Here is a 19,199-nt window from a genome sequence, read left to right as displayed (position 1 = left end):
AGGTGGAGGGCTGATGTTGCGACGGTTCCTGCTGCGGCGGACGCTGCTCGGGGTGCTGGTGTTGTGGCTGGTCTCTCTGGGCACGTTCTTCCTGTTCTTCGTCGCCCCCGGCGACCCCGCCCGTACGCTGGCCGGCCGCCAGGCCACCCCCGAGCAGGTCGACCTGATCCGGCACAACCTCGGCCTCGACCGTCCCACCATCGTCCAGTACTTCGACTACCTGGGCCGGCTCCTGCACGGCGACCTCGGCCAGTCGTACTTCTCGGGCGAATCGGTGGGCAAGCTGCTGGCCCAGGACTTCCCGCCGACGTTCTCGCTGGTGCTCGGCGGCGCCGTCCTGTGGCTCTGCGTCGGCGTCGGCGCCGGCGTGCTCAGCGCCACCCGCGTACGCTCGTTCCTCGACCGCGCCCTGACCACGCTGGCCCTGGCCGGGGTCTCGATGCCGACGTTCGTCGTCGGCCTGCTGCTGCTGTATTTCTTCTTCTTCCAGCTCACCATGGCGGGCGCCCCGATCCTGCCGCCCGACTCCTACGTGCCCTTCTCCGAGAACCCCGGCGAATGGGCCCGGCACCTGATCCTGCCGTGGATCACGTTGGCCATGGTCCAGGCGGCCTCGTACGCCCGGCTCACCCGGGGCTCCATGCTGGACGTCCTGGGCGAGGACTACATCCGTACGGCCCGCGCCAAGGGCGTGCCCGAGGGTCGCGTCATCTACCGGCACGGCCTGCGGGCCGCGCTGACCCCCGTGGTGACCCAGCTCGGCGTGGACATCGGCACGCTGATCGGCGGTCTGGTGGTGACGGAGTCGGTCTTCGGGCTCGGCGGCATCGGGCAGGCGGTGGTGCAGGCGTTCATCAGCGGGGACCTGCCGGTGATCATGGGCGTCGTCATCCTGGCCACCACCGCCGTGGTGGTGGCGAACCTGATCGTGGACATCGCCTACGGGCTCCTGGACCCCCGGATCCGTCTGGCCTGACAATGCGAGCGACGCCTCCCGGCGGGCGCACCACGCGCGCCCGCCGACGCGCCACCCTCTCGCCCGTCAGGAGGCTTCGACCCGGCCCTGATCCGCCCCCTGGACGGTCCCCCTACCCCGCGCTCCCCGGAATGAGCGCTCTGCTGGAACCAGCGGGCGCCTGGAACCAGCGAGCTCTGGAATGGGCGGGATCCTCGGAACGAGCGGGGCTGCCTGGGACCGGCGGGTGGTCTCCTCGGGGTCAGCGGGCGAACTCGGTGGCGCGGGACTCGCGCACCACCGTGATCCGGATCTGCCCCGGGTACGTCAGCTCCTCCTCGACCTGCTTGGCCACGTCCCGGGCGATCACCTGCGCCTGGATGTCGTCGATCGCGTCCGGCTTGACCATGACCCGGATCTCCCGCCCGGCCTGCATGGCGAACACCTTCTCCACGCCCTCGTACGACTGCGCGATCTCCTCCAGCCGCTCCAGCCGCTTGACGTACGCCTCCAACGACTCCCTGCGCGCCCCCGGACGGCTGCCGCTGATGGCGTCGGCCGCCTGCGTGAGCACCGCCTCGACCGTACGCACCTCGACCTCGTTGTGGTGCGCCTCGATGGCGTGCACCACGTCCTCCTGCTCGCCGTACCGGCGGGCGATCTCGGCGCCGATCAGCGCGTGACTGCCCTCGACCTCGTGCGTGAGGGCCTTGCCGATGTCGTGCAGCAGCGCGCACCGCTTCATGAGCTGCTGGTTCATCTTCAGCTCGGCCGCCATGATCCCGGCGATGTGCGCGGACTCGATGAGGTGCTTCAGCACGTTCTGACCGTAGGAGGTGCGGTATCGAAGCTGTCCGAGCAGCAGTGTCAGCTCGGGATGCATGTCCGTGATGCCCAGCTCGACCAGCGCGTCCTCGCCGGCCCGCGCGCAGAGGTCCTGGACCTCCTGGCGGCTGCGGTCGTGCGCCTCCTCGATGCGCTGCGGATGGATGCGCCCGTCCAGCACCAGCTTCTCCAGCGTGAGCCGCGCCGTCTCCCTGCGCACCGGGTCGAAACATGACAACAACACCGCCTCCGGCGTGTCGTCGATGATCAGGTTCACGCCGGTGGTCGACTCGAACGCCCGGATGTTGCGTCCCTCGCGCCCGATGATCCGGCCCTTCATCTCGTCGCCGGGCAGGTGCAGCACGCTGACGACCGACTCCGCCGTCTGCTCGGCCGCCACCCGCTGGACCGCCAGCGTCACGATCTTGGTGGCCCGCTTCTCGCCCTCCTTGCGGGCCTCGCCCTCGATCTCCCTGATGATCAGCGCCGCCTCGCGCTTGGCCTGGTTCTCGATCTCCTTGACCAGCTCGGACTTGGCCTGCTCGCCCGTCAGCCCGGCGACCCGTTCCAGGATCACCCGGCGCTCGTCCTCGACCTGGAGCAGTTCCTCGCGCCGGTCGGCCAGCTCGACCTCGGTCTCGGCCAGCTTCCTGTCCCGCTCGGACTGCCGCCTGGCCTCCTCGTCGAGCCGCTGCTCGCGCTCGGCCAGCCTGGCCTCCCTGCGTTCGAGATCGGTCCGGAGCTCCTTGAGCTCGGACTTCAGGATCCGGCTCTCCTCCTCGACCTCCCGCCGCATCTGCGCGGCGCTCTCGACGGCGCTCTCCGACCTGCGCAGGAGCTCCTCGGCGTCGCTCTCCGCCTTGGCGCGGATCTCCCTGGCCCGCTCCCGCGCCTCCTCAAGCTCCGTGTGTACGGCCTCCACCTGCTCAGGGCTCGGCTCGGACTTCCGGGGCAAACCGCTAGAGGTACGGCGTATGACGACGAGCAGCGCCACGATCATCCCGAACGCGAGCACGAGCACCGCCACCATCAGCACCACGACAAGCGGCTGCATGCGCGCCCCGCCCTCCTCGCGTCGTCAACACCTCATAACGCGGACCCAAAACGGGAGGGGTCACGTGCGCGCCGCGGAAAGCCCGGTCGGCGTCGTCTCCAGGACCGATGTCAGGCCAAGGCGGACCGGGCATCGGCCCCCATAGCCGACACCTCGCCTGCCTCGATCAACCGAGCTCGTTCGTCCGTCGTTCACCGGTATGGCAATCCGCGCTGCGCGGAGTAACTCCTCACTGCCGTCGAGGTTATGCGTCGAACAGGTCACGAGCAAGCAAACGCGTCCTCAAGCGTGTCTTACGGGCCCGCATCTCCCCAATCAACCACATAACCCACGATCACCCCCATTTGTCCCCCACCCGCACCTCTCCAACCCCCATTGCCCAGACAAAGCCCACAACCCGCACCCAGCGACCACCGGCCGGGAAACCGTAGGCCTCCGACGGGCACCCCAAGCCCTACGTCCCCCGTCGCCCGCGAGAAACTCTTCGAACGCCCGACGCCCGGCTCGCCCACCCCAACAGGAGCACACGGTGAACAACCTCATCGACAAGATCGCCTGGATCCACCTGGACAACAACAAGATCCTCAGCACCCGCTCACGAGGCAAGAACGCCTACTACCTCCCGGGCGGCAAACGCGAGCCCGGCGAAACCGACCTCGACACGCTGATCCGCGAGATCGACGAGGAACTCTCCATCACCATCATCCCGGCCACCGCCACCCACCTGGGCACCTTCCACGCCCAGGCACACGGCCACCCCGACGGCGTCACCGTACGGATGACCTGCTACACCGCCGAGCACCACGGAGTCCCGACACCCGGCAACGAGATCGAAGAAATCACCTGGCTCACCTACGCCGACCGCAACCGCGTATCCCCGGTCGACCAATTCATCTTCGACCACCTCCACCGAACCAACCAACTCCCCTAACCCACCCGGGTCTCCTCAAGCTCTGAACTCGGTGGCAGACCGACGGCCCCCTTCGGCTTCCCTGAAGTCCGAACCGGCGACAGACCTCCAGGCCGCCTCCCAAGCCCCGAGCGGGAGCGGGGTCCAGCCCCGGAGGCAGACCCCCAGCCCCCCTCCTCTCTGAGCCCTGAGCGTGACAGGCTTTGGACCTGGTGGCGGGTCAGGTGGAGGACCCTGGTGAATCAGGAGAAGTCGTCCTCCAGGTCGATGCCCTCCTGTTCGAGAGCCTCCCGGATCACCCGGTACGCCAGCCCCGACGAGTACCCCTTGCGGGCGAGCATGCCGGCCAGACGCCGCGTACGGGTCTGCGAGTCGAGAGATCGGGTGGAGGCGAGCTTACGGTCCACCAGCCGGCGGGCCGTCTCGGCCTCCTGGTCGGAGTCCAGGCGCTCCACGGCTTCCTTCACGGTCTCGGTGTCCACACCCCGATGGCGCAACTCGGCCGCGAGCGCACGCTTGGCGAGGCCCCGACCGTGGTGCCGGGAATCGACCCATGCCTCCGCGAACGCCTCGTCATTGATCAGCCCGAGCTCGACAAACCGATCAAGCACCTTTCCGGCAGCCTCATCCGGTACGTCCCGCTTACGAAGGGCCTCGGCGAGCTGCGCCCGCGTCTTGGGAGCCATGGTGAGCAGCCGAAGACAGATGGCCCGCGCAACGGACTCCGGGTCCGCCGCGGGCGCCGCCGCAGCGGAACTGCCGACGTCCGGCCCATCAGGCAACGGTCCGCCATGCAACGGCCCGCCATGCGATGACCCGTCGTGCAGCGGCCCGTCGTGCAGCGGCCCGTCGTGCAGCGGCCCGTCGCGCATTGGCCCGTCAGACGGCGTCCCGTCGGACGGCGGGCCGCCACGGCCGCTCGCGCCTCTCCCGAAGCGTCCGCTCCCCCTGCCGCTCCCTCGTCCAGCGCCCCGGCCGCCTGTCCGGCGCCCCTTGCCTGAACGCTTCCTCCCACCCGCGTCCTGCTCATCGCCGAACCAGCTGCTTCCGGCCAGCACCTCAGAATGCCACTCATCGGCGCCGCGCTTCACCTCGGAGGAAGCCTCGCCCTCCGGGCTTCCGCCAACGCCGCCGGGCTCGTACGGATCTTCCCGTTCCCGCAGGCGCTCCTCAGTGACACTGTCGTCATCCTGACCACTCAGCCCAGCCGGCCGCGCCCCGGAGCTTTCCTCACTCTCCTGATCTCCGTGCCCGCTCGTACGCCGCGGAGCAAGGCCGGCAGCATCCTCGCCATCATGGCCACTCAGCTCATCCGAAGGGCTTCCAGAGAAACCCTCGCCGTCCCGAGCCCTCCGCCTGCTCGTGCGCCGCCCAGCACCCCCGGCAGCGCCCTCGCCGTCATGATCGCCCAGCTCGTCCAGGGAGCTTCCGGCGGATCCCTCGTCGATCTGGGCCTTCTTCTTACGCCTTCCGGAACTGCCCTTACGGGCCGGTTCGGTACGGCCGTCTTCGGCAGGCAAGTCCGGGACACCGCTGCGGTCGGCAGGAGTCTTACGCTCGCCCGGCCAGACGAAGATCGGCGCGTCGGCGCCCTCGTCCGAGCGCCCTCGGGATCCCCGTCCCCGGGCCCGGCCGCCGGTCCGGCCACTGCCTCGCCCACCAGCTCGGCCGCGATCAGGCGGGCTGCCGTCGGGGGCGGCTTCGTCGTCCTGGGCGCTGGGGGCGGCCGAGTGGAGCCGGCCGGGAGAGGGCCGGCCAGCCGGATCTCCATGCTCAGCGCCCGGCCACGTCATGAACACCTCACTACGCGGCCTGAACCCGAAACCCGCTTCACCGCTCAGCGCAACATCGGCCTCACTGCCCGGAGTGACGCCAGCTCCTTCGCCCAGCCCAACATCGGCGTCGCCTTCCGGCACAACGCCCGCCCTTCTGCGCGGCCCAACGTCAGCCTCATCGCTCGGGACGACGGGCGCCCCTTCGCTGAGCCCGACCGCAGCCTTATTGCTCAGGCTCCCGTCGGCTTCGCGAGTCGAGCCCGTATCTCTCTCGTCGGCCTGGGAGCGGGGTTCGCCCGGCCAGTGGAAGGTCGGCGCGGCCATCTCCCGGCCGGGGCCCCACGCCGGGGGCACGACAACGGCCTGCCCGCCCGCACCCCAGCCCGACACGCCCTCGTCGTCCACCTGCGCAGAGACGACCACGTCGTTCATGTCCGCAGAGACGACCACGTCGTCCATGTGCGTAGGGACGATCACGTCGTCCGTATCGTCGCGAACCACCACGTCGTCCGCTTCGTGGTGAACGACCGCAGCGTCCGCCTGGGCGTGGACGGCCATGCCCTCCATGCCGGCGGCCCCGGCGGGATCGGCGGCGTCGGCCAGCCCGTCGTGGGGAGCCGGGTCATCTGCCCTGGTGTGGGTGGTCGGCGAGTGGTCGTCGTCAGAGGTGGTCGACTCGGAGGCGGCGGCTCGGAGGCGGGCGCGTTGTTCGTGCCATTCGTCTACCGACGGCCAGCCGTCCGCGGCCGACCGGGCCAGGTCGGCGCCACGTGAGCCCCTGCCCGAGGCCGGACGGCCGGTAGTCCGCCGGGTCACCGGCTCGGGGGTGGCGGCCCCGGACACCGACTCGGCCGGGGTGGCCCAGGTCGGCGGTTCGGGGGTGGTGGACGTGGACGTCGGGTCGGAGGGGGTGGCCCGGGAGCCGCGGGGTCCGCGCTTTCTGCGCTCCCCCGAGGCGGGGAGGTCGGGCCATGCGCCCCAGTCCTGGGAACGGGGCGCCTGCGACGGATCCCTGTCACTCATGCGCCGACCGATCAGACGTCACCCGGCTTGGGGGTGGACTTCGAGCCACGACCCGAAGGCGCGGCGGCGGGAGCCGGGACGGCGGCGGCGGGCTCGGCGGGCGTGTCGAGCTTCGGACCGACTCCGAGCTTGTCCTTGATCTTCTTCTCGATCTCGTTGGCCATGTCGGGGTGGTTCTTCAGGAAGTTACGCGCGTTCTCCTTGCCCTGGCCCAGCTGGTCGCCCTCGTACGTGTACCAGGCGCCCGACTTGCGGACGAAGCCGTGCTCGACGCCCATGTCGATGAGGCCGCCCTCGCGGGAGATGCCCACGCCGTAGAGGATGTCGAAGTCGGCGACGCGGAAGGGCGGGGCCATCTTGTTCTTGACGACCTTGACCCGGGTGCGGTTGCCGACCGCCTCCGTGCCGTCCTTCAGGGTCTCGATGCGGCGGATGTCCATGCGGACGGAGGCGTAGAACTTGAGCGCCTTACCACCGGTCGTGGTCTCGGGGCTGCCGAACATGACGCCGATCTTCTCGCGGAGCTGGTTGATGAAGATCGCGGTGGTGCCGGTGCTGTTGAGCGCGCCGGCGACCTTGCGCAGGGCCTGGGACATGAGGCGGGCCTGGAGGCCGACGTGGCTGTCGCCCATCTCGCCCTCGATCTCGGCCTTGGGCACCAGGGCGGCCACCGAGTCGATGACGATGATGTCCACCGCGCCGGACCTGATCAGCATGTCGGCGATCTCGAGCGCCTGCTCACCGGTGTCGGGCTGGGAGACCAGCAGGGCGTCGGTGTCGACGCCCAGCTTCTTGGCGTATTCGGGGTCAAGGGCGTGTTCGGCGTCGATGAACGCCGCGATGCCGCCGGCCCGCTGGGCGTTGGCCACCGCGTGCAGGGCGACCGTGGTCTTGCCCGAGGACTCGGGGCCGTAGATCTCGACGATGCGCCCACGCGGGAGGCCGCCGATGCCGAGGGCCACGTCAAGGGAGATCGACCCGGTGGGGATCACCTCGATGGGGGCTCGGGCGTCGTCGCCCAGTCGCATGACGGAGCCCTTGCCGAACTGCCGCTCGATCTGAGCGAGCGCGGTCTCGAGGGCCTTCTCGCGGTCGTTGATAGCCATGGGAGCTCCCTCTGGAGGGTCGTGGTCCGATCAGTCGAGTGAAAGCTACGGCCTGCCACCGACATTTTCTGAGACGGTCGGGGAAGGCGTGGCCGGGTTCGGCAGGTTCATCGTAGCCGAACGGCTGTTCGATCACATCACGAACACGCTGCTGGGATGCATGCGCGCGTGTTCAGAGGAGGGCGAGGCCGATGCTCGGACGTCGCTCGCGTTCATGGTGGTTGCCGGCCGATTGGCCGTGGGGTCTGCCCGGGGGGTCGCGGCCGTGGGATCGGGCGCGGCGGGCGGAGGTGATGGGGTGCCCTCGCATGGGCGGCTGCCTGGGTCCGGGTCCGACGAACGCCTGTCCCTCGCGGACGAGCGGCATCTGACCCGCCCGGGAAAACGCGGCTCCGGCCCGTCCCGAAGAACCCGGCTCCGGCTCGTCCCGGAGAACACGAATCCAGCCCGTCCCGAAGAACCCGGCTCCGGCTCGTCCCGGAGAACACGAATCCAGCCCGTCCCAAAGACCGCAGCTCCGGCCCGTCCCGGAGAACACGAATCCGGCTCGTCCCGGAGAGCGCGGACCTGAGCCGTCCTGAAGGATGCGGATCGCCGCGTGGGGAGATGTCCACGGACGCTCTCCCCACCGGCGCGGGGAGCGCGGGCACCGGGGCCAGGGAGGCACCGGGGACACGTGAGGCGAGGGCGTTCGTGATCTCCCGCGCGGGTTGCCGCCGACGTGTTGTCATACGCCGTGAGCTGGGGAGACTCCCATGCAGGGGATTGGCTGGGAGGCGGCGAAGTGGCGAGTGGCTACACCGGGGAACGACGCACCCTTCTGGAGGCGCTCGCCGAGTTGCTGCCCCATCGGGGGCTGGTCAGCCGCATGGTCGGCGGTGACGATCCGGTGCTGTGGGTGTGGCATCCGCGCACGCGCCGCCAGACGATCATCTTCGCCACCCCCTCCAGCGGGGGCTGGACGTTGTTGTGGTCGCCGGGCGGCCAGGGCAGCGCGGACGACCTGGAGGCCACGGCGGACGCGCTCCGCCGGACGCTGGGCTCGACGTAGCCCGGAGGGAACGTCCCCGACCTGGGGGTTCAGCGTAGCCCGGGCGAGACGTCCTCCACCTGGCACACGGCCCGCCACACGGTCTTGGCGCTCTCGCCGTCGGCCAGCGCCTGGATGACGGTACGGCCGCCCAGCGGGGCGATCACGTAGTCGCGGGCCCACGACTCGGCATAGGTCTCGCCGAAATGGACGTTCATCCGTCTCCAGAACTCGGTCAGGCGCATGGACCAAGTATGGAATCGCGTCAGGTGTGGGTAAGACATCCGCATGCCAAAGACCCCCAAGTCTTCACCCCCGAAGACCGCCAGGACCAAGGCCAACAGAGTGCGGCGCCGCCGGCTGTTACTCGCGATGCGGCAGGCCGTCCAGAAGGAGAAGGGACAGCGATCGGAGCGGCACGCGGGAATCAGGCAGGAGCCGCGTGCGGGCATGCCGCGTACGCGCAGGGCGTCACGGCGCTGAGCCGGGACGAACCGTCACAGAACTCGCGCACCGTACATCTCACCGAGATGGTCGGCGAGCAGCTCCAGGCGGGCGCCGTCGGGGTCCTTGAAGTAGATGGAGGCGCCGCTCTCGATCTGGTGCGGCACGCCGGCCATCTCCAGCTTGCCGCGCAGCCGCTCCCAGGTGGCGGGGTCGACGGAGATCGCCACGTGGTGCAACCCGCCGAGCACCTCCTGGTACGGGCCGAGGTCGAGCCCCGGGAAGTCGAAGAACGCGAGCAGGTTGCCGTTGCCGATGTCGAAGAAGAAGTGGCTCGAACCCTTGTAGTCGCGGTTCTCGATGATCTCCGTCAGCGGGAACTCCAGCAGTTCCTGGTAGAACTTGATGGTCCGTTCCACATCGGACGACAACATGGCCACGTGGTGCAGGCCACGGGCGCTGCTCGACGGCCGGTGCGGTAAGGCGTACTGGCTTCTCAACTGTGCGCGTCGGGTCTCGACGGCGGCATAATCAATGGTCACGGTCGCTGTATGTCCGCCTTGACCCCCACTCAATCACCCGGCGCCGCTCGAATGCGTTTTCTGTCGGTGGCGCGAGGCAGTATGTGCTGGTGAGCTCGCTAGACCACTTCACCCAGGTGACCAGGCAATGGTTCGCCGGCGCCTTCCAGGCGCCCACGGCGGCCCAGGAGGGCGCGTGGGAGTCGATCGCGCGCGGCGACAACACGCTGGTCGTCGCCCCCACGGGGTCGGGCAAGACGCTGGCGGCGTTCCTGTGGTCGCTCGACCGGCTCGCGGCGCGGGCGGCCGATCAGGCACCGGGCGAAGGTGCCGCGAAGGGGCGCAAGCCGGGCACCCGCGTGCTCTACGTGTCGCCGCTCAAGGCGCTGGCCGTCGACGTCGAGCGCAACCTGCGCGCGCCGCTGGCCGGGCTCAGGCAGACGGCGCGCCGGCTCGGGCTGCCCGTCCCGGAGATCTCGGTGGCGATCCGCTCCGGCGACACCCCGGCCGAGGAGCGCAGGCGGTTCGCCGCCAAGCCGTCCGACATCCTGATCACCACTCCCGAGTCGCTGTTCCTGCTGCTCACCAGCCAGGCGCGCGACGCGCTGCGCGACGTCGAGACGGTGATCGTCGACGAGGTGCACGCGGTCGCGGCCACCAAGCGCGGCGCCCATCTGGCGCTCAGCCTGGAGCGGCTCGACGCGCTGCTGGAGCGTCCGGCCCAGCGGGTGGGGCTGTCGGCGACCGTGCGGCCGGTGAGCGAGGTGGCGGCCTTCCTCGGCGGCACGCGTCCGGCGACGGTGGTGCAGCCGCCGTCCGACAAGCGCATCGAGATCGAGGTCGTCGTCCCGGTCGAGGACATGACGGAGATGGCGGGGGCGCCCGATCCCGAGCAGGTCGAGCCGTCGTCCAGCCGGTCGATCTGGCCTCATGTGGAAGACCGCCTGTTCGACCTGATCGAGTCCCACAGCTCGACGATCGTGTTCGCCAACTCCAGGCGGCTGGCCGAGCGCCTGTGTACCCGGCTCAACGAGCTGGCCTACACGCGGCGGCAGGGGCCGGAGGCGATCGACCTGTCGATCTGGGAGACGCCGCCGCAGGACGACCAGGAGCCCCCGCCGTCCAGGCGCATGCCCGCCGAGACGATGGCGCAGGCGGGGGCGAGCAAGGGCGTGGTGAGCGAGATCGTCCGGGCCCACCACGGCTCGGTGTCGAAGGAGGAGCGGGCCCAGATCGAGGAGGCGCTCAAGTCGGGGCGGCTGCCCGCCGTGGTCGCCACCTCCAGCCTGGAGCTGGGCATCGACATGGGCGCGGTCGACCTGGTGGCGTGCGTGGAGGCCCCGCCGAGCGTGGCCAGCGGGCTGCAGCGCATCGGCCGGGCCGGCCACCAGGTGGGCGCTGTCTCCCGAGGGGTGATCTTCCCCAAGTACCGGGGCGACCTCGTCCAGACGGCCGTGGTGGCCGAGCGCATGCGCGGCGGGCAGATCGAGGAGTTGCGCTACCCGCGTAACCCGCTCGACGTGCTGGCCCAGCAGATCGTGGCCATGACCGCGCTCGACGAGTGGACCGTCGACGAGCTGGAGACCGTGGTCAAGCGGGCCGCCCCCTACGCCACCCTGCCGCGCAGCGCGCTGGAGGCGACGCTCGACATGCTGGCCGGCCGCTACCCGAGCGAGGAGTTCGCCGAGCTGCGGCCGCGCATCGTCTGGGACCGCGTCACCGGCGCCCTGCAGGGGCGGCCCGGTGCGCAGCGGCTGGCCGTGACCAACGGCGGCACGATCCCCGACCGCGGCCTGTTCGGCGTGTTCCTCGTGGGTGAGAAGGCGTCCCGGGTGGGCGAGCTCGACGAGGAGATGGTCTACGAGTCGCGGGTGGGCGACGTGTTCGTGCTGGGCGCGACGTCGTGGCGGATCGAGGACATCACGGCCGACCGGGTGCTGGTCTCGCCCGCTCCCGGCCAGCCGGGGAAGCTGCCGTTCTGGCACGGCGACACGGCCGGGCGGCCGGCCGAGCTGGGCCGGGCGATCGGGCAGTTCCTGCGGGAGCAGGCCAAGCAGGGTTCCACCGACCGCATCAGGGAGGCGGGGCTCGACGAGTTCGCCGCGAGCAACCTGCTGGCCTACCTCGACGAGCAGCGCGAGGCCACGGGCTACGTGCCCGACGACCGTACTCTGCTGGTCGAGCGCTTCCACGACGAGCTGGGCGACTGGCGGGTGGTGATCCACTCCCCCTACGGCGCGCGGGTGCACGCGCCCTGGGCGCTGGCGATCAACCGGCGGCTGCGCGAGCGTTACGGCATCGACGTGCAGGCCGTGCACTCCGACGACGGCATCGTGCTGCGCATCCCCGACACGCTGGCCGAGCCGCCCACCGACGTGGCGGCGTTCGACGCCGAGGAGATCGAGCAGATCGTCACCGAGGAGCTGGGCGGGTCGGCGATGTTCGCCTCCCGGTTCAGGGAGTGCGCGGGGCGGGCGCTGCTGCTGCCGCGCCGCGTGCCTGGCCGGCGCAGCCCGCTGTGGCAGCAGCGCCAGCGGGCCGCCCATCTGCTGGGCGTGGCCTCCCAGTACGCCTCGTTCCCGATCGTGCTGGAGACGATGCGCGAGTGCCTCCAGGACGTGTTCGACGTGCCGGGGCTGGTCCAGCTCATGCGCGACATCGCGGCCCGGCGGATCCGGGTGGTGGAGGTCGAGACGTCGCAGGCCTCGCCGTTCGCCGCGTCGCTGCTGTTCCACTACGTCGGCGCGTTCATGTACGAGGGCGACGCGCCGCTGGCCGAACGCCGCGCGCAGGCCCTGGCCCTGGACACCACCCTGCTGGCCGAGCTGCTCGGCCAGGCCGACCTGCGCGAGCTGCTCGACCCCGACGTGATCGTGAGCAGCGAGCGCGAGCTGGCCCGGCTCGACCGGCCGCTGCGCGACGCCGAAGACCTGGCCGACCTGCTGCGTTCGCACGGGCCGCTGCTGACGCCCGACGTGAGCGTGCGCGGCGGCGACCCGTCCTGGCTGGAGGAGCTCGAACGCGCGCGCCGGGCCATCCGCGTGCGCATCGCGGGCGAGGAGCAGTGGGCGGCCGTGGAGGACGCCGCCCGGCTGCGCGACGCGCTCGGCGTGCCGCTGCCCGTGGGGGTGCCGCACGTGTTCCTGGAGCCGGTGCCCGACCCGCTGGCCGACCTGGTGGCCCGGCACGCCCGCACCCGCGGGCCCTTCCACGCCGGCACCGCCGCCGCCAGGTTCGGGCTCGGCGCGGCCGTGGTGACCGACGCGCTGCGGCGGCTGGCCGCCTCGGGGCGCGTGGTGAACGGCGAGTTCCGGCCGGGCGGCCGTGGCGAGGAGTGGTGCGACGCCGGGGTGCTGCGGATGTTGCGCCGCAGGTCGCTGGCCCGGCTGCGCAAAGAGGTCGAGCCGGTCGCGCCCGAGACGCTGGCCCGCTTCCTGCCCGCCTGGCACGGCATCACCGGTTCTGGCACGTCGTCCGACGGTTCGCGGGCCGGGGCGGCCCGGGCGATGGACGCGCTGGTGCGATCCGTCGAGCAGCTCCAGGGGGCCGCGGTGCCGGCGTCCGCACTGGAGACGCTGGTGCTGCCCTCGCGGGTGCCCGGCTACCATCCGGCGCTGCTCGACGAGCTGACCTCGTCGGGCGAGGTGATGTGGGTGGGGCAGGGGTCGTTGCCCGGCGGCGACGGATGGGTGTCGCTCTACTTCGCCGACACCGCGCCGCTGCTGCTGCCCGACCCGGCCGAGATCACGATGACCCCGCTGCACGAGCGCGTGCTCGACCTGCTGGGCGGCGGGGGCGCGCTGTTCTTCCGGGGCATCTCCGACCAGCTCGGGGCCCAGGGCGGGGCGCTCGACGACGCGACGCTGGTCTCGGCGTTGTGGGATCTGGTGTGGTCGGGCCGGGTCTCCGGCGACACGCTCGCGCCGCTGCGGGCCACGCTGGGCACCGGGCGTCCCGCGCACCGGCCCGCCACGACGCGGCGGCGCCGGGCCGTGCTGCCGTCGAGGAGCGGGCCGCCGACCGTGGCCGGGCGGTGGTGGCTGCTGCCCGGTCCGGCCGACGACGCGACGCAGCGGGCGCACGCGCAGGCCGAGGTGCTGCTCGAACGGCACGGCGTGGTGACGCGCGGGGCGGTGACCTCCGAACGGCTGCCCGGCGGGTTCACGCCTGTCTACCAGGTGCTTCGCGCCTATGAGGAGAGCGGGCGGTGCCGCCGGGGGTACTTCGTCGAGGGGCTGGGAGGCGCGCAGTTCGCGCTGGCGGGCGCGGTCGACCGGATGCGCGCCATGACCCCGAGCGTCGCACCGACCGGCGGTGGGCCGGGCGAGGGCTTCGGTTCGCCGCCCGAGGCCCCCGCCTGGGAGACCGGCCGGCCCGGCGGCGGGGGGTTCGGTCTCTCGGGCGGGGGGTTCGGCGGCGGAGAGGGCGGCCGGAGCTCGCGGTCCGGTGGCGGCGGCTTCGACCGGGGCGGGGAGGCCGGGATGCCCGGTCAAGGCGGCCGGGGCGGGTCCGGGCGGCGGGCCGTGGTGCTGGCCGCCGCCGACCCGGCCAGTCCGTACGGGGCCGCGCTGCCCTGGCCGCAACGTCCCGGCGACGTCGGGCACAAGCCAGGCAGGAAGGCGGGCGCGCTGGTCGTGCTCGTGGACGGCTACCTCGTCCTGTACGTGGAGCGGGGCGGCAAGACGTTGCTGTCGTTCGCCGACGACGAGCGGCTGCAACCGGCGGTCGACGCGCTGGCGCTGGCCGTACGCGACGGGGCGCTCGGCAAGCTGACGGTGGAGCGGGCCGACGGCACGTCCATCGTGGAATCGCCGCTGGCGGCCGCTCTGGAGGCGGCCGGGTTCCATCCGACCCCCCGGGGGCTGCGCCTACGCGCCTGACAGTCGGCGGTGGCGGGCGCTCGGCCGTCCACGGATTTGTATACGATGGGCGGCCATATGGCTGATGTGATGCGGGGCGCGGGGCGTACGACGCTGCTGGGCGAGGTCACCGAGGAGCTGCGTCGTCGCATCCTGTCCGGTGAGCTGGCGCAGGGAGAGCGGCTGGTCGAGGATCGGCTGGCCGCGCTGCTCGGCGTGTCGCGCAACCCCGTGCGCGAGTCCATCCGGGTGCTGGCGGCCGAAGGGTTCGTCGAGGTCGTCCCCCGGGTCGGCGCGACGGTCGCGCGGCTGACGGCCGAGGAGGGCGAGGAGCTCTTCGACGTGCGCATGGCGGTCGAGGGCCTGGCCGCCCGGCTGGCGGCACGCAAACGCAGCCCCGAGGCCGTCGCGCGGCTGCGCCGGATCCTCGACGCGGCCGGGGAGGCCGTGGCGGCCGGGCGACCGGCGGCGGTGGCCGAGCTCAACACCGCCTTCCACCTGGCCGTGGGCGAGGCGGCGGGCAACTCCTACCTCAACCTGATGATGAAGCCGATGGTGCTGCGGGCGCAGTGGGTCTTCAGCCAGACCGCCGCCGCCCGGGGGCCGCACTCCTGGACCGAACACCTGAGCCTGTGCGAGGCCATCGCGGCGGGCGACGAGGACGAGGCCCAGGCCAGGGCGATCGCGCACGTCGCCGCCGCCCGCCGGTCGTTCCTCGCGGCTGTGCCCCGTACGGCCAACCACCCGAACAACACGGACAACAAGGACGCGCAGGCGGCAACCGGTACCCCGCAGCACGGGTGAGGCGCGGGGATTGTATACATTCTCCTGAACCGTCCCCCCGGAGGAGAGACCGTTGTTCACCACCAGACCCGAGCTGACGGGCGACTTCGGCATGGTCGCCAGCACCCACTGGCTGGCCTCGGCGGCCGGGATGGGCGTGCTGGAGCGCGGCGGCAACGCCTTCGACGCGGCGGTGACGGCCGGGTTCGTGCTCCAGGTCGCCGAACCGCATCTGAACGGCCCCGGCGGCGAGGTGCCGATCCTGCTGTGGAGCGAGGAGGAGCAGAAGGTCTCGGCGGTGTGCGGCCAGGGCGTGGCCCCCGCCGCCGCGACCGTCGAGCGCTTCGCCGCGATGGGGCTGGACGTCGTCCCCGGCACGGGTCTGCTGGCGGCGACGGTGCCCGGCGCGTTCGGCGGCTGGATGTTGCTGCTGGAGCGCTGGGGCACCTGGTCGCCGGCCGAGGTGCTGGCCCCGGCGATCCACTACGCCGAGCGCGGCGTGCCGGTGCTCGACCGGATCGCCGCCACGATCGGCACGGTCGAGGAGCTGTTCAGGCACGACTGGCCCACGTCGGCGGCCACCTGGCTGCCGGACGGCCGGGTGCCCGCGCCCGGTTCGAGGCTGGCCAACCCGGTGCTAGCGGCGACCTACCGCAGGCTGGTCACCGAGGCCGAGGCCGCCTCGGGCACCCGCGAAGGTCAGCTCGCCGCCGCCCGGCATGCCTGGTACGAGGGTTTCGTCGCCGAGGCCGTCGCCGATTTCAGCACCGGCACCGCCTGGCGGGACAGCTCGGGCGAGGTCCACGGCGGCCTGCTCACCGGGGACGACCTGGCCCGCTGGTCCGCCATGGTCGAGGAGCCGGTGAGCTTCGACTACCGCGGGCACACCGTGTACAAGACGGGACCTTGGGGGCAGGGGCCGGTCTTCCTGCAGCAGCTCGCCCTGCTGTCCGGGTTCGACCTCGACGCCGCCGGCTTCCTGGACGCCGACTACGTGCACGTGGTGACCGAGGCGGCCAAGCTCGCCTTCGCCGACCGCGAAGCCTGGTACGGCGACGCGGACGTCCCCATGGCCGACCTGCTGAGCGCGGCGTACAACGAAGAGCGGCGGCGGCTGATCGGGACCGAGGCCAGCCTGGAGCTGCGGCCGGGCGCGCCCGGCGGCCGGGAGCCGCGGCTGCCGGTCCTCCCGCCCGGCGCGGCGGCCCTCTCCCCCGCGATTCCGGCGCCCGTTCGTCCGGGCATCGGGGAGCCGACGGTCGCCCGCCACGACGCACCGCCGACCGGCCGCCCGCGCCCCCTGACCGGCGCCGGTGAGCAGACGGTGACGCCGGACGGCGCGGTGCGGGGCGACACCTGTCACGTGGACGTCGTGGACCGGTTCGGCAACATGGTCTCGGCCACGCCCAGCGGCGGCTGGTTGCAGAGCTCCCCCACGATCCCCGAGCTCGGCTTCTGCCTGGGCACCAGGGCGCAGATGTTCTGGCTGCAGGAGGGGCTGCCCGCCTCGCTGCGGCCCGGCGCGCGCCCGCGCACCACGCTGTCGCCGTCGTTCGCCACCCGGGACGGCAGGCCGTGGCTGGCTTTCGGCACGCCGGGCGGCGACCAGCAGGACCAGTGGAGTGTCAACTTCTTCCTGGCCGTCGTGCACGGGCGGCTGAACCTCCAGGAGGCGATCGAGGCGCCCATGTTCCATTCCGCGCACTTCCCCAGCTCGTTCTTCCCGCGTGGCTCGCGTCCCGGGGTGCTGCACGTCGAGGAGCGGCTCGACCCGGGGGTGGTGGCCGAGCTGCGGCGGCGCGGGCACGAGGTCGAGGCCGAGGGCCCGTGGTCGCTCGGCAGGCTGAGCGCGGTGGCCCGCGACGGCGCCTTCCTGCGGGCCGCCGCCAACCCCCGCGGCGCCCAGGGCTACGCGGCGGGCCGATGACCGGCAACCGCACGTCCCGCCTGAACGCGAGAACCACCGCCGGCCGCGCGTCGAGGCTGGGGGTGGGGTGGTGACGGCTGGGGAGCTGGTCTTTCTGGTGGGGGCCGGGTTGCTGGCGGGGGCGGTCAACGCTCTGGCCGGGGGCGGCACGCTGATCTCCTTCCCGGCGCTGGTGGCGTTCGGCTACCCGGGCGTCACCGCGTCGGTGACCAACGCGGTGGCCCTGTGGCCCGGCTACCTGGGCGGCGTCGTCGGCTACCGTGCCGAGCTGCGCGGGCAGCGGCGCAGGGTGACGGCGCTGTCGGCCGCCACCGTGGCGGGCTCCGTGGCGGGCTGTTCGCTGCTGCTGCTCACGCCGGGCCGGCTGTTCGACTCGCTGGTGCCGTGGCTGGTGACCTTCGCCAGCCTCGCGCTGCTGGCCCAGCCGTGGCTCAAGGACCGCTTCGGCGGCGCGGCCGGGCAGCCTCCCAGCAGGCTGGTGTACGCCGGGGTGTTCCTGGGCGGCTGCTACGGCGCATACTTCAACGGCGGGATGGGCGTGCTGCTGCTGGCCGTGCTCGGCATGTTCCTGCACGACGACCTGCACCGGGTCAACGCCGTACGGGCCGCGTTGTCGCTGGTCGTCAGTACGGTGTCGGTGGTGGCGTTCGCGCTGTTCGGCCCGGTGGAGTGGCAGGCCGTGGCGGTGGTGGCGCCGGCCAGCCTGGCGGGTGGCTTCCTCGGCACCCGCGTGGCCCGGCTCATGCCGCCGAACGTGCTGCGCGGCGTCGTCGTGACCTTCGGCCTCGGCGTGGCGGCGGTGCTCGCGCTGCGGTGAAGCAGCGTCGAACGGGCGGTTCAGGCGACGGTGGCCTCGATCAGGTCATCGACCACGTCGGTCAGGTCGTTGCCCCGGGCGTGCACACGCCGCTGGCGCACCGCCCCGGAGCCCTTGCTCAGCAGCCGTTCCAGGCCCTCTTCGATGAAGGTCAGGTCGCCGGCCTCGGCCAGCGCGGCGCTCACGTGGCCGAACAGACGGCGGGCCATCACCGTGGCGGGCACGAGCGTTCCGTGCCGCACGTCGAGGCTGTCGCCGACCAGGCCGTCCCGGGCGGCCCGCCAGTAGGCGGCCCGCAGCACCTCCGACGGGATCGGCAGCCCGCGGTCGCCGCGCGCCACCTCTCGCAACGCGGTCACGACCAGGGCCCGGATCAGGCCGATGATCGTCAGGCTGTCGCTCACGTCGAGCGGAACGTCGGCCACCCTGATCTCGACCGTCGGCAGCCTCGGCGACGGACGGGTGTCCCAGAAGACCGTCTTGGGGTCCATCAGCGCGCCCGACTCCGACAGCGCACGCAGCGCCAGTTCGTAGTCGCCGAACGTCGGGAAGTACGGCGGCGCCCCGGACACCGGCCACCGCCCCCAGCTGATCACCCGCCAGGACGCGTAGCCGGTGTCGCGGCCCACGAAGAACGGCGAGTTGGCGGCCAGCGCGATCAGCGTCGGCAGCCAGGGTCTGAGATGGTTGCCGACGTAGACGGCGATCTCCTCGTCCGGTACGTCGACGTGCACGTGCAGCGCGCAGATGCTGATCTCGTCCTGCAACGCCCGATAGAGCTCCTTGCCCTGCTGATAGCGGTGGTCGTCGGTGAGCGGCGGCGGCATGACGTTGCCGAGCACCGGGATTCCGCTGGCCACGACCGCCAGGCCGCAGGACCGGGCCGCCTCGGACACCTCCTTCCGTGCTGCCCGGAGCTGGGAGCCCAGCTCACTGAGGTCGGCGGAGGGCGGCGTACGGGCCTCCACCTGGAAACGGGTGATCTCGTGGGCCACGTCGAGCATGTCCGTCGCGGCGGCCAGGACCTCGGCCGCCCGGGGGGACACGTGGCGGGTGCGGGGATCGACGACGAGGTATTCCTCTTCGATCCCGATCAACGGAACCATGCACACCTCGCTGGGGGAGTCCGAAGAGCCTCCGCCACAGGTTGTGCCCGTGCCGCTGCCGGGG

General features: G+C 72.0%; 13 protein-coding genes. 7 read left to right on the top strand and 6 right to left on the bottom strand.

Annotated elements, in window-relative coordinates:
• The first annotated feature begins 13 nt into the window (after nt 1–13).
• Complete coding sequence (locus tag ACFYUV_RS26830) at nt 14–976, top strand: ABC transporter permease (protein WP_352327360.1); 963 nt, start codon at nt 14–16, stop codon at nt 974–976.
• Between the two features lie 241 nt (nt 977–1,217).
• Here ACFYUV_RS26830 and rny read toward each other — a convergent pair whose 3' ends face one another.
• Nucleotides 1,218–2,834 carry a ribonuclease Y gene (gene rny, locus ACFYUV_RS26825; protein ID WP_358291906.1) on the bottom strand — a complete coding sequence of 539 codons (1,617 nt, stop codon included), beginning with the start codon at nt 2,832–2,834 and terminating at the stop codon, nt 1,218–1,220.
• A gap of 529 nt (nt 2,835–3,363) precedes the next feature.
• Between rny and ACFYUV_RS26820 the strand changes: the two genes are divergently transcribed.
• Nucleotides 3,364–3,765, top strand: a complete 402-nt coding sequence (locus tag ACFYUV_RS26820; protein ID WP_387672302.1) for an NUDIX domain-containing protein — start codon at nt 3,364–3,366, stop codon at nt 3,763–3,765.
• Nucleotides 3,766–3,986: 221 nt separating this feature from the next.
• On the opposite strand, the gene recX is transcribed toward ACFYUV_RS26820, so the two are convergent.
• Both recX and recA read right to left on the bottom strand, forming a co-directional pair.
• Nucleotides 3,987–5,537 carry a recombination regulator RecX gene (gene recX / locus ACFYUV_RS26815; protein ID WP_387673223.1) on the bottom strand — a complete coding sequence of 517 codons (1,551 nt, stop codon included), beginning with the start codon at nt 5,535–5,537 and terminating at the stop codon, nt 3,987–3,989.
• Between the two features lie 1,016 nt (nt 5,538–6,553).
• Nucleotides 6,554–7,648, bottom strand: coding sequence for a recombinase RecA (recA, locus tag ACFYUV_RS26810; RefSeq protein WP_352323144.1), 1,095 nt, complete (start codon nt 7,646–7,648; stop codon nt 6,554–6,556).
• A gap of 784 nt (nt 7,649–8,432) precedes the next feature.
• On the opposite strand from recA, the gene ACFYUV_RS26805 reads away from it, so the two are divergent.
• A complete protein-coding gene (locus ACFYUV_RS26805) occupies nt 8,433–8,699 on the top strand; it encodes a hypothetical protein (protein WP_387672299.1) in 267 nt (88 codons plus the stop codon).
• 29 nt (nt 8,700–8,728) lie between these two features.
• On the opposite strand, the gene ACFYUV_RS26800 is transcribed toward ACFYUV_RS26805, so the two are convergent.
• Nucleotides 8,729–8,923 carry a DUF3046 domain-containing protein gene (locus ACFYUV_RS26800; RefSeq protein ID WP_352352391.1) on the bottom strand — a complete coding sequence of 65 codons (195 nt, stop codon included), beginning with the start codon at nt 8,921–8,923 and terminating at the stop codon, nt 8,729–8,731.
• 252 nt (nt 8,924–9,175) lie between these two features.
• Entirely contained in the window at nt 9,176–9,664 is a 489-nt protein-coding gene (locus ACFYUV_RS26795) for a VOC family protein (RefSeq protein WP_387672296.1), read from the bottom strand.
• A gap of 83 nt (nt 9,665–9,747) precedes the next feature.
• Between ACFYUV_RS26795 and ACFYUV_RS26790 the strand changes: the two genes are divergently transcribed.
• The 4 genes from ACFYUV_RS26790 to ACFYUV_RS26775 all read left to right on the top strand — a co-directional run bounded on the left by ACFYUV_RS26790 (nt 9,748) and on the right by ACFYUV_RS26775 (nt 18,029).
• Nucleotides 9,748–14,523: an ATP-dependent helicase gene (locus ACFYUV_RS26790; protein ID WP_387672293.1), complete on the top strand. Its 4,776-nt coding sequence runs from the start codon at nt 9,748–9,750 to the stop codon at nt 14,521–14,523.
• Nucleotides 14,524–14,580: 57 nt separating this feature from the next.
• Complete coding sequence (locus tag ACFYUV_RS26785; protein WP_387672290.1) at nt 14,581–15,306, top strand: GntR family transcriptional regulator; 726 nt, start codon at nt 14,581–14,583, stop codon at nt 15,304–15,306.
• A gap of 91 nt (nt 15,307–15,397) precedes the next feature.
• A complete protein-coding gene (locus tag ACFYUV_RS26780) occupies nt 15,398–17,212 on the top strand; it encodes a gamma-glutamyltransferase (RefSeq protein WP_387673220.1) in 1,815 nt (604 codons plus the stop codon).
• Between the two features lie 70 nt (nt 17,213–17,282).
• Nucleotides 17,283–18,029 carry a sulfite exporter TauE/SafE family protein gene (locus ACFYUV_RS26775; RefSeq protein WP_387672288.1) on the top strand — a complete coding sequence of 249 codons (747 nt, stop codon included), beginning with the start codon at nt 17,283–17,285 and terminating at the stop codon, nt 18,027–18,029.
• 20 nt (nt 18,030–18,049) lie between these two features.
• Here the strand turns inward: ACFYUV_RS26775 and ACFYUV_RS26770 are convergent, their stop codons facing one another.
• Nucleotides 18,050–19,135, bottom strand: coding sequence for a glutamate--cysteine ligase (locus tag ACFYUV_RS26770; RefSeq protein ID WP_358291891.1), 1,086 nt, complete (start codon nt 19,133–19,135; stop codon nt 18,050–18,052).
• Nucleotides 19,136–19,199 lie beyond the last annotated feature (64 nt).

This window comes from Nonomuraea sp. NPDC003560, from assembly GCF_042878785.1.
In the GTDB taxonomy this organism is placed as follows: domain Bacteria; phylum Actinomycetota; class Actinomycetes; order Streptosporangiales; family Streptosporangiaceae; genus Nonomuraea.
Note: the sequence above shows the minus strand (reverse complement) of the source record. Positions and strands in the feature narration are given on the sequence as shown.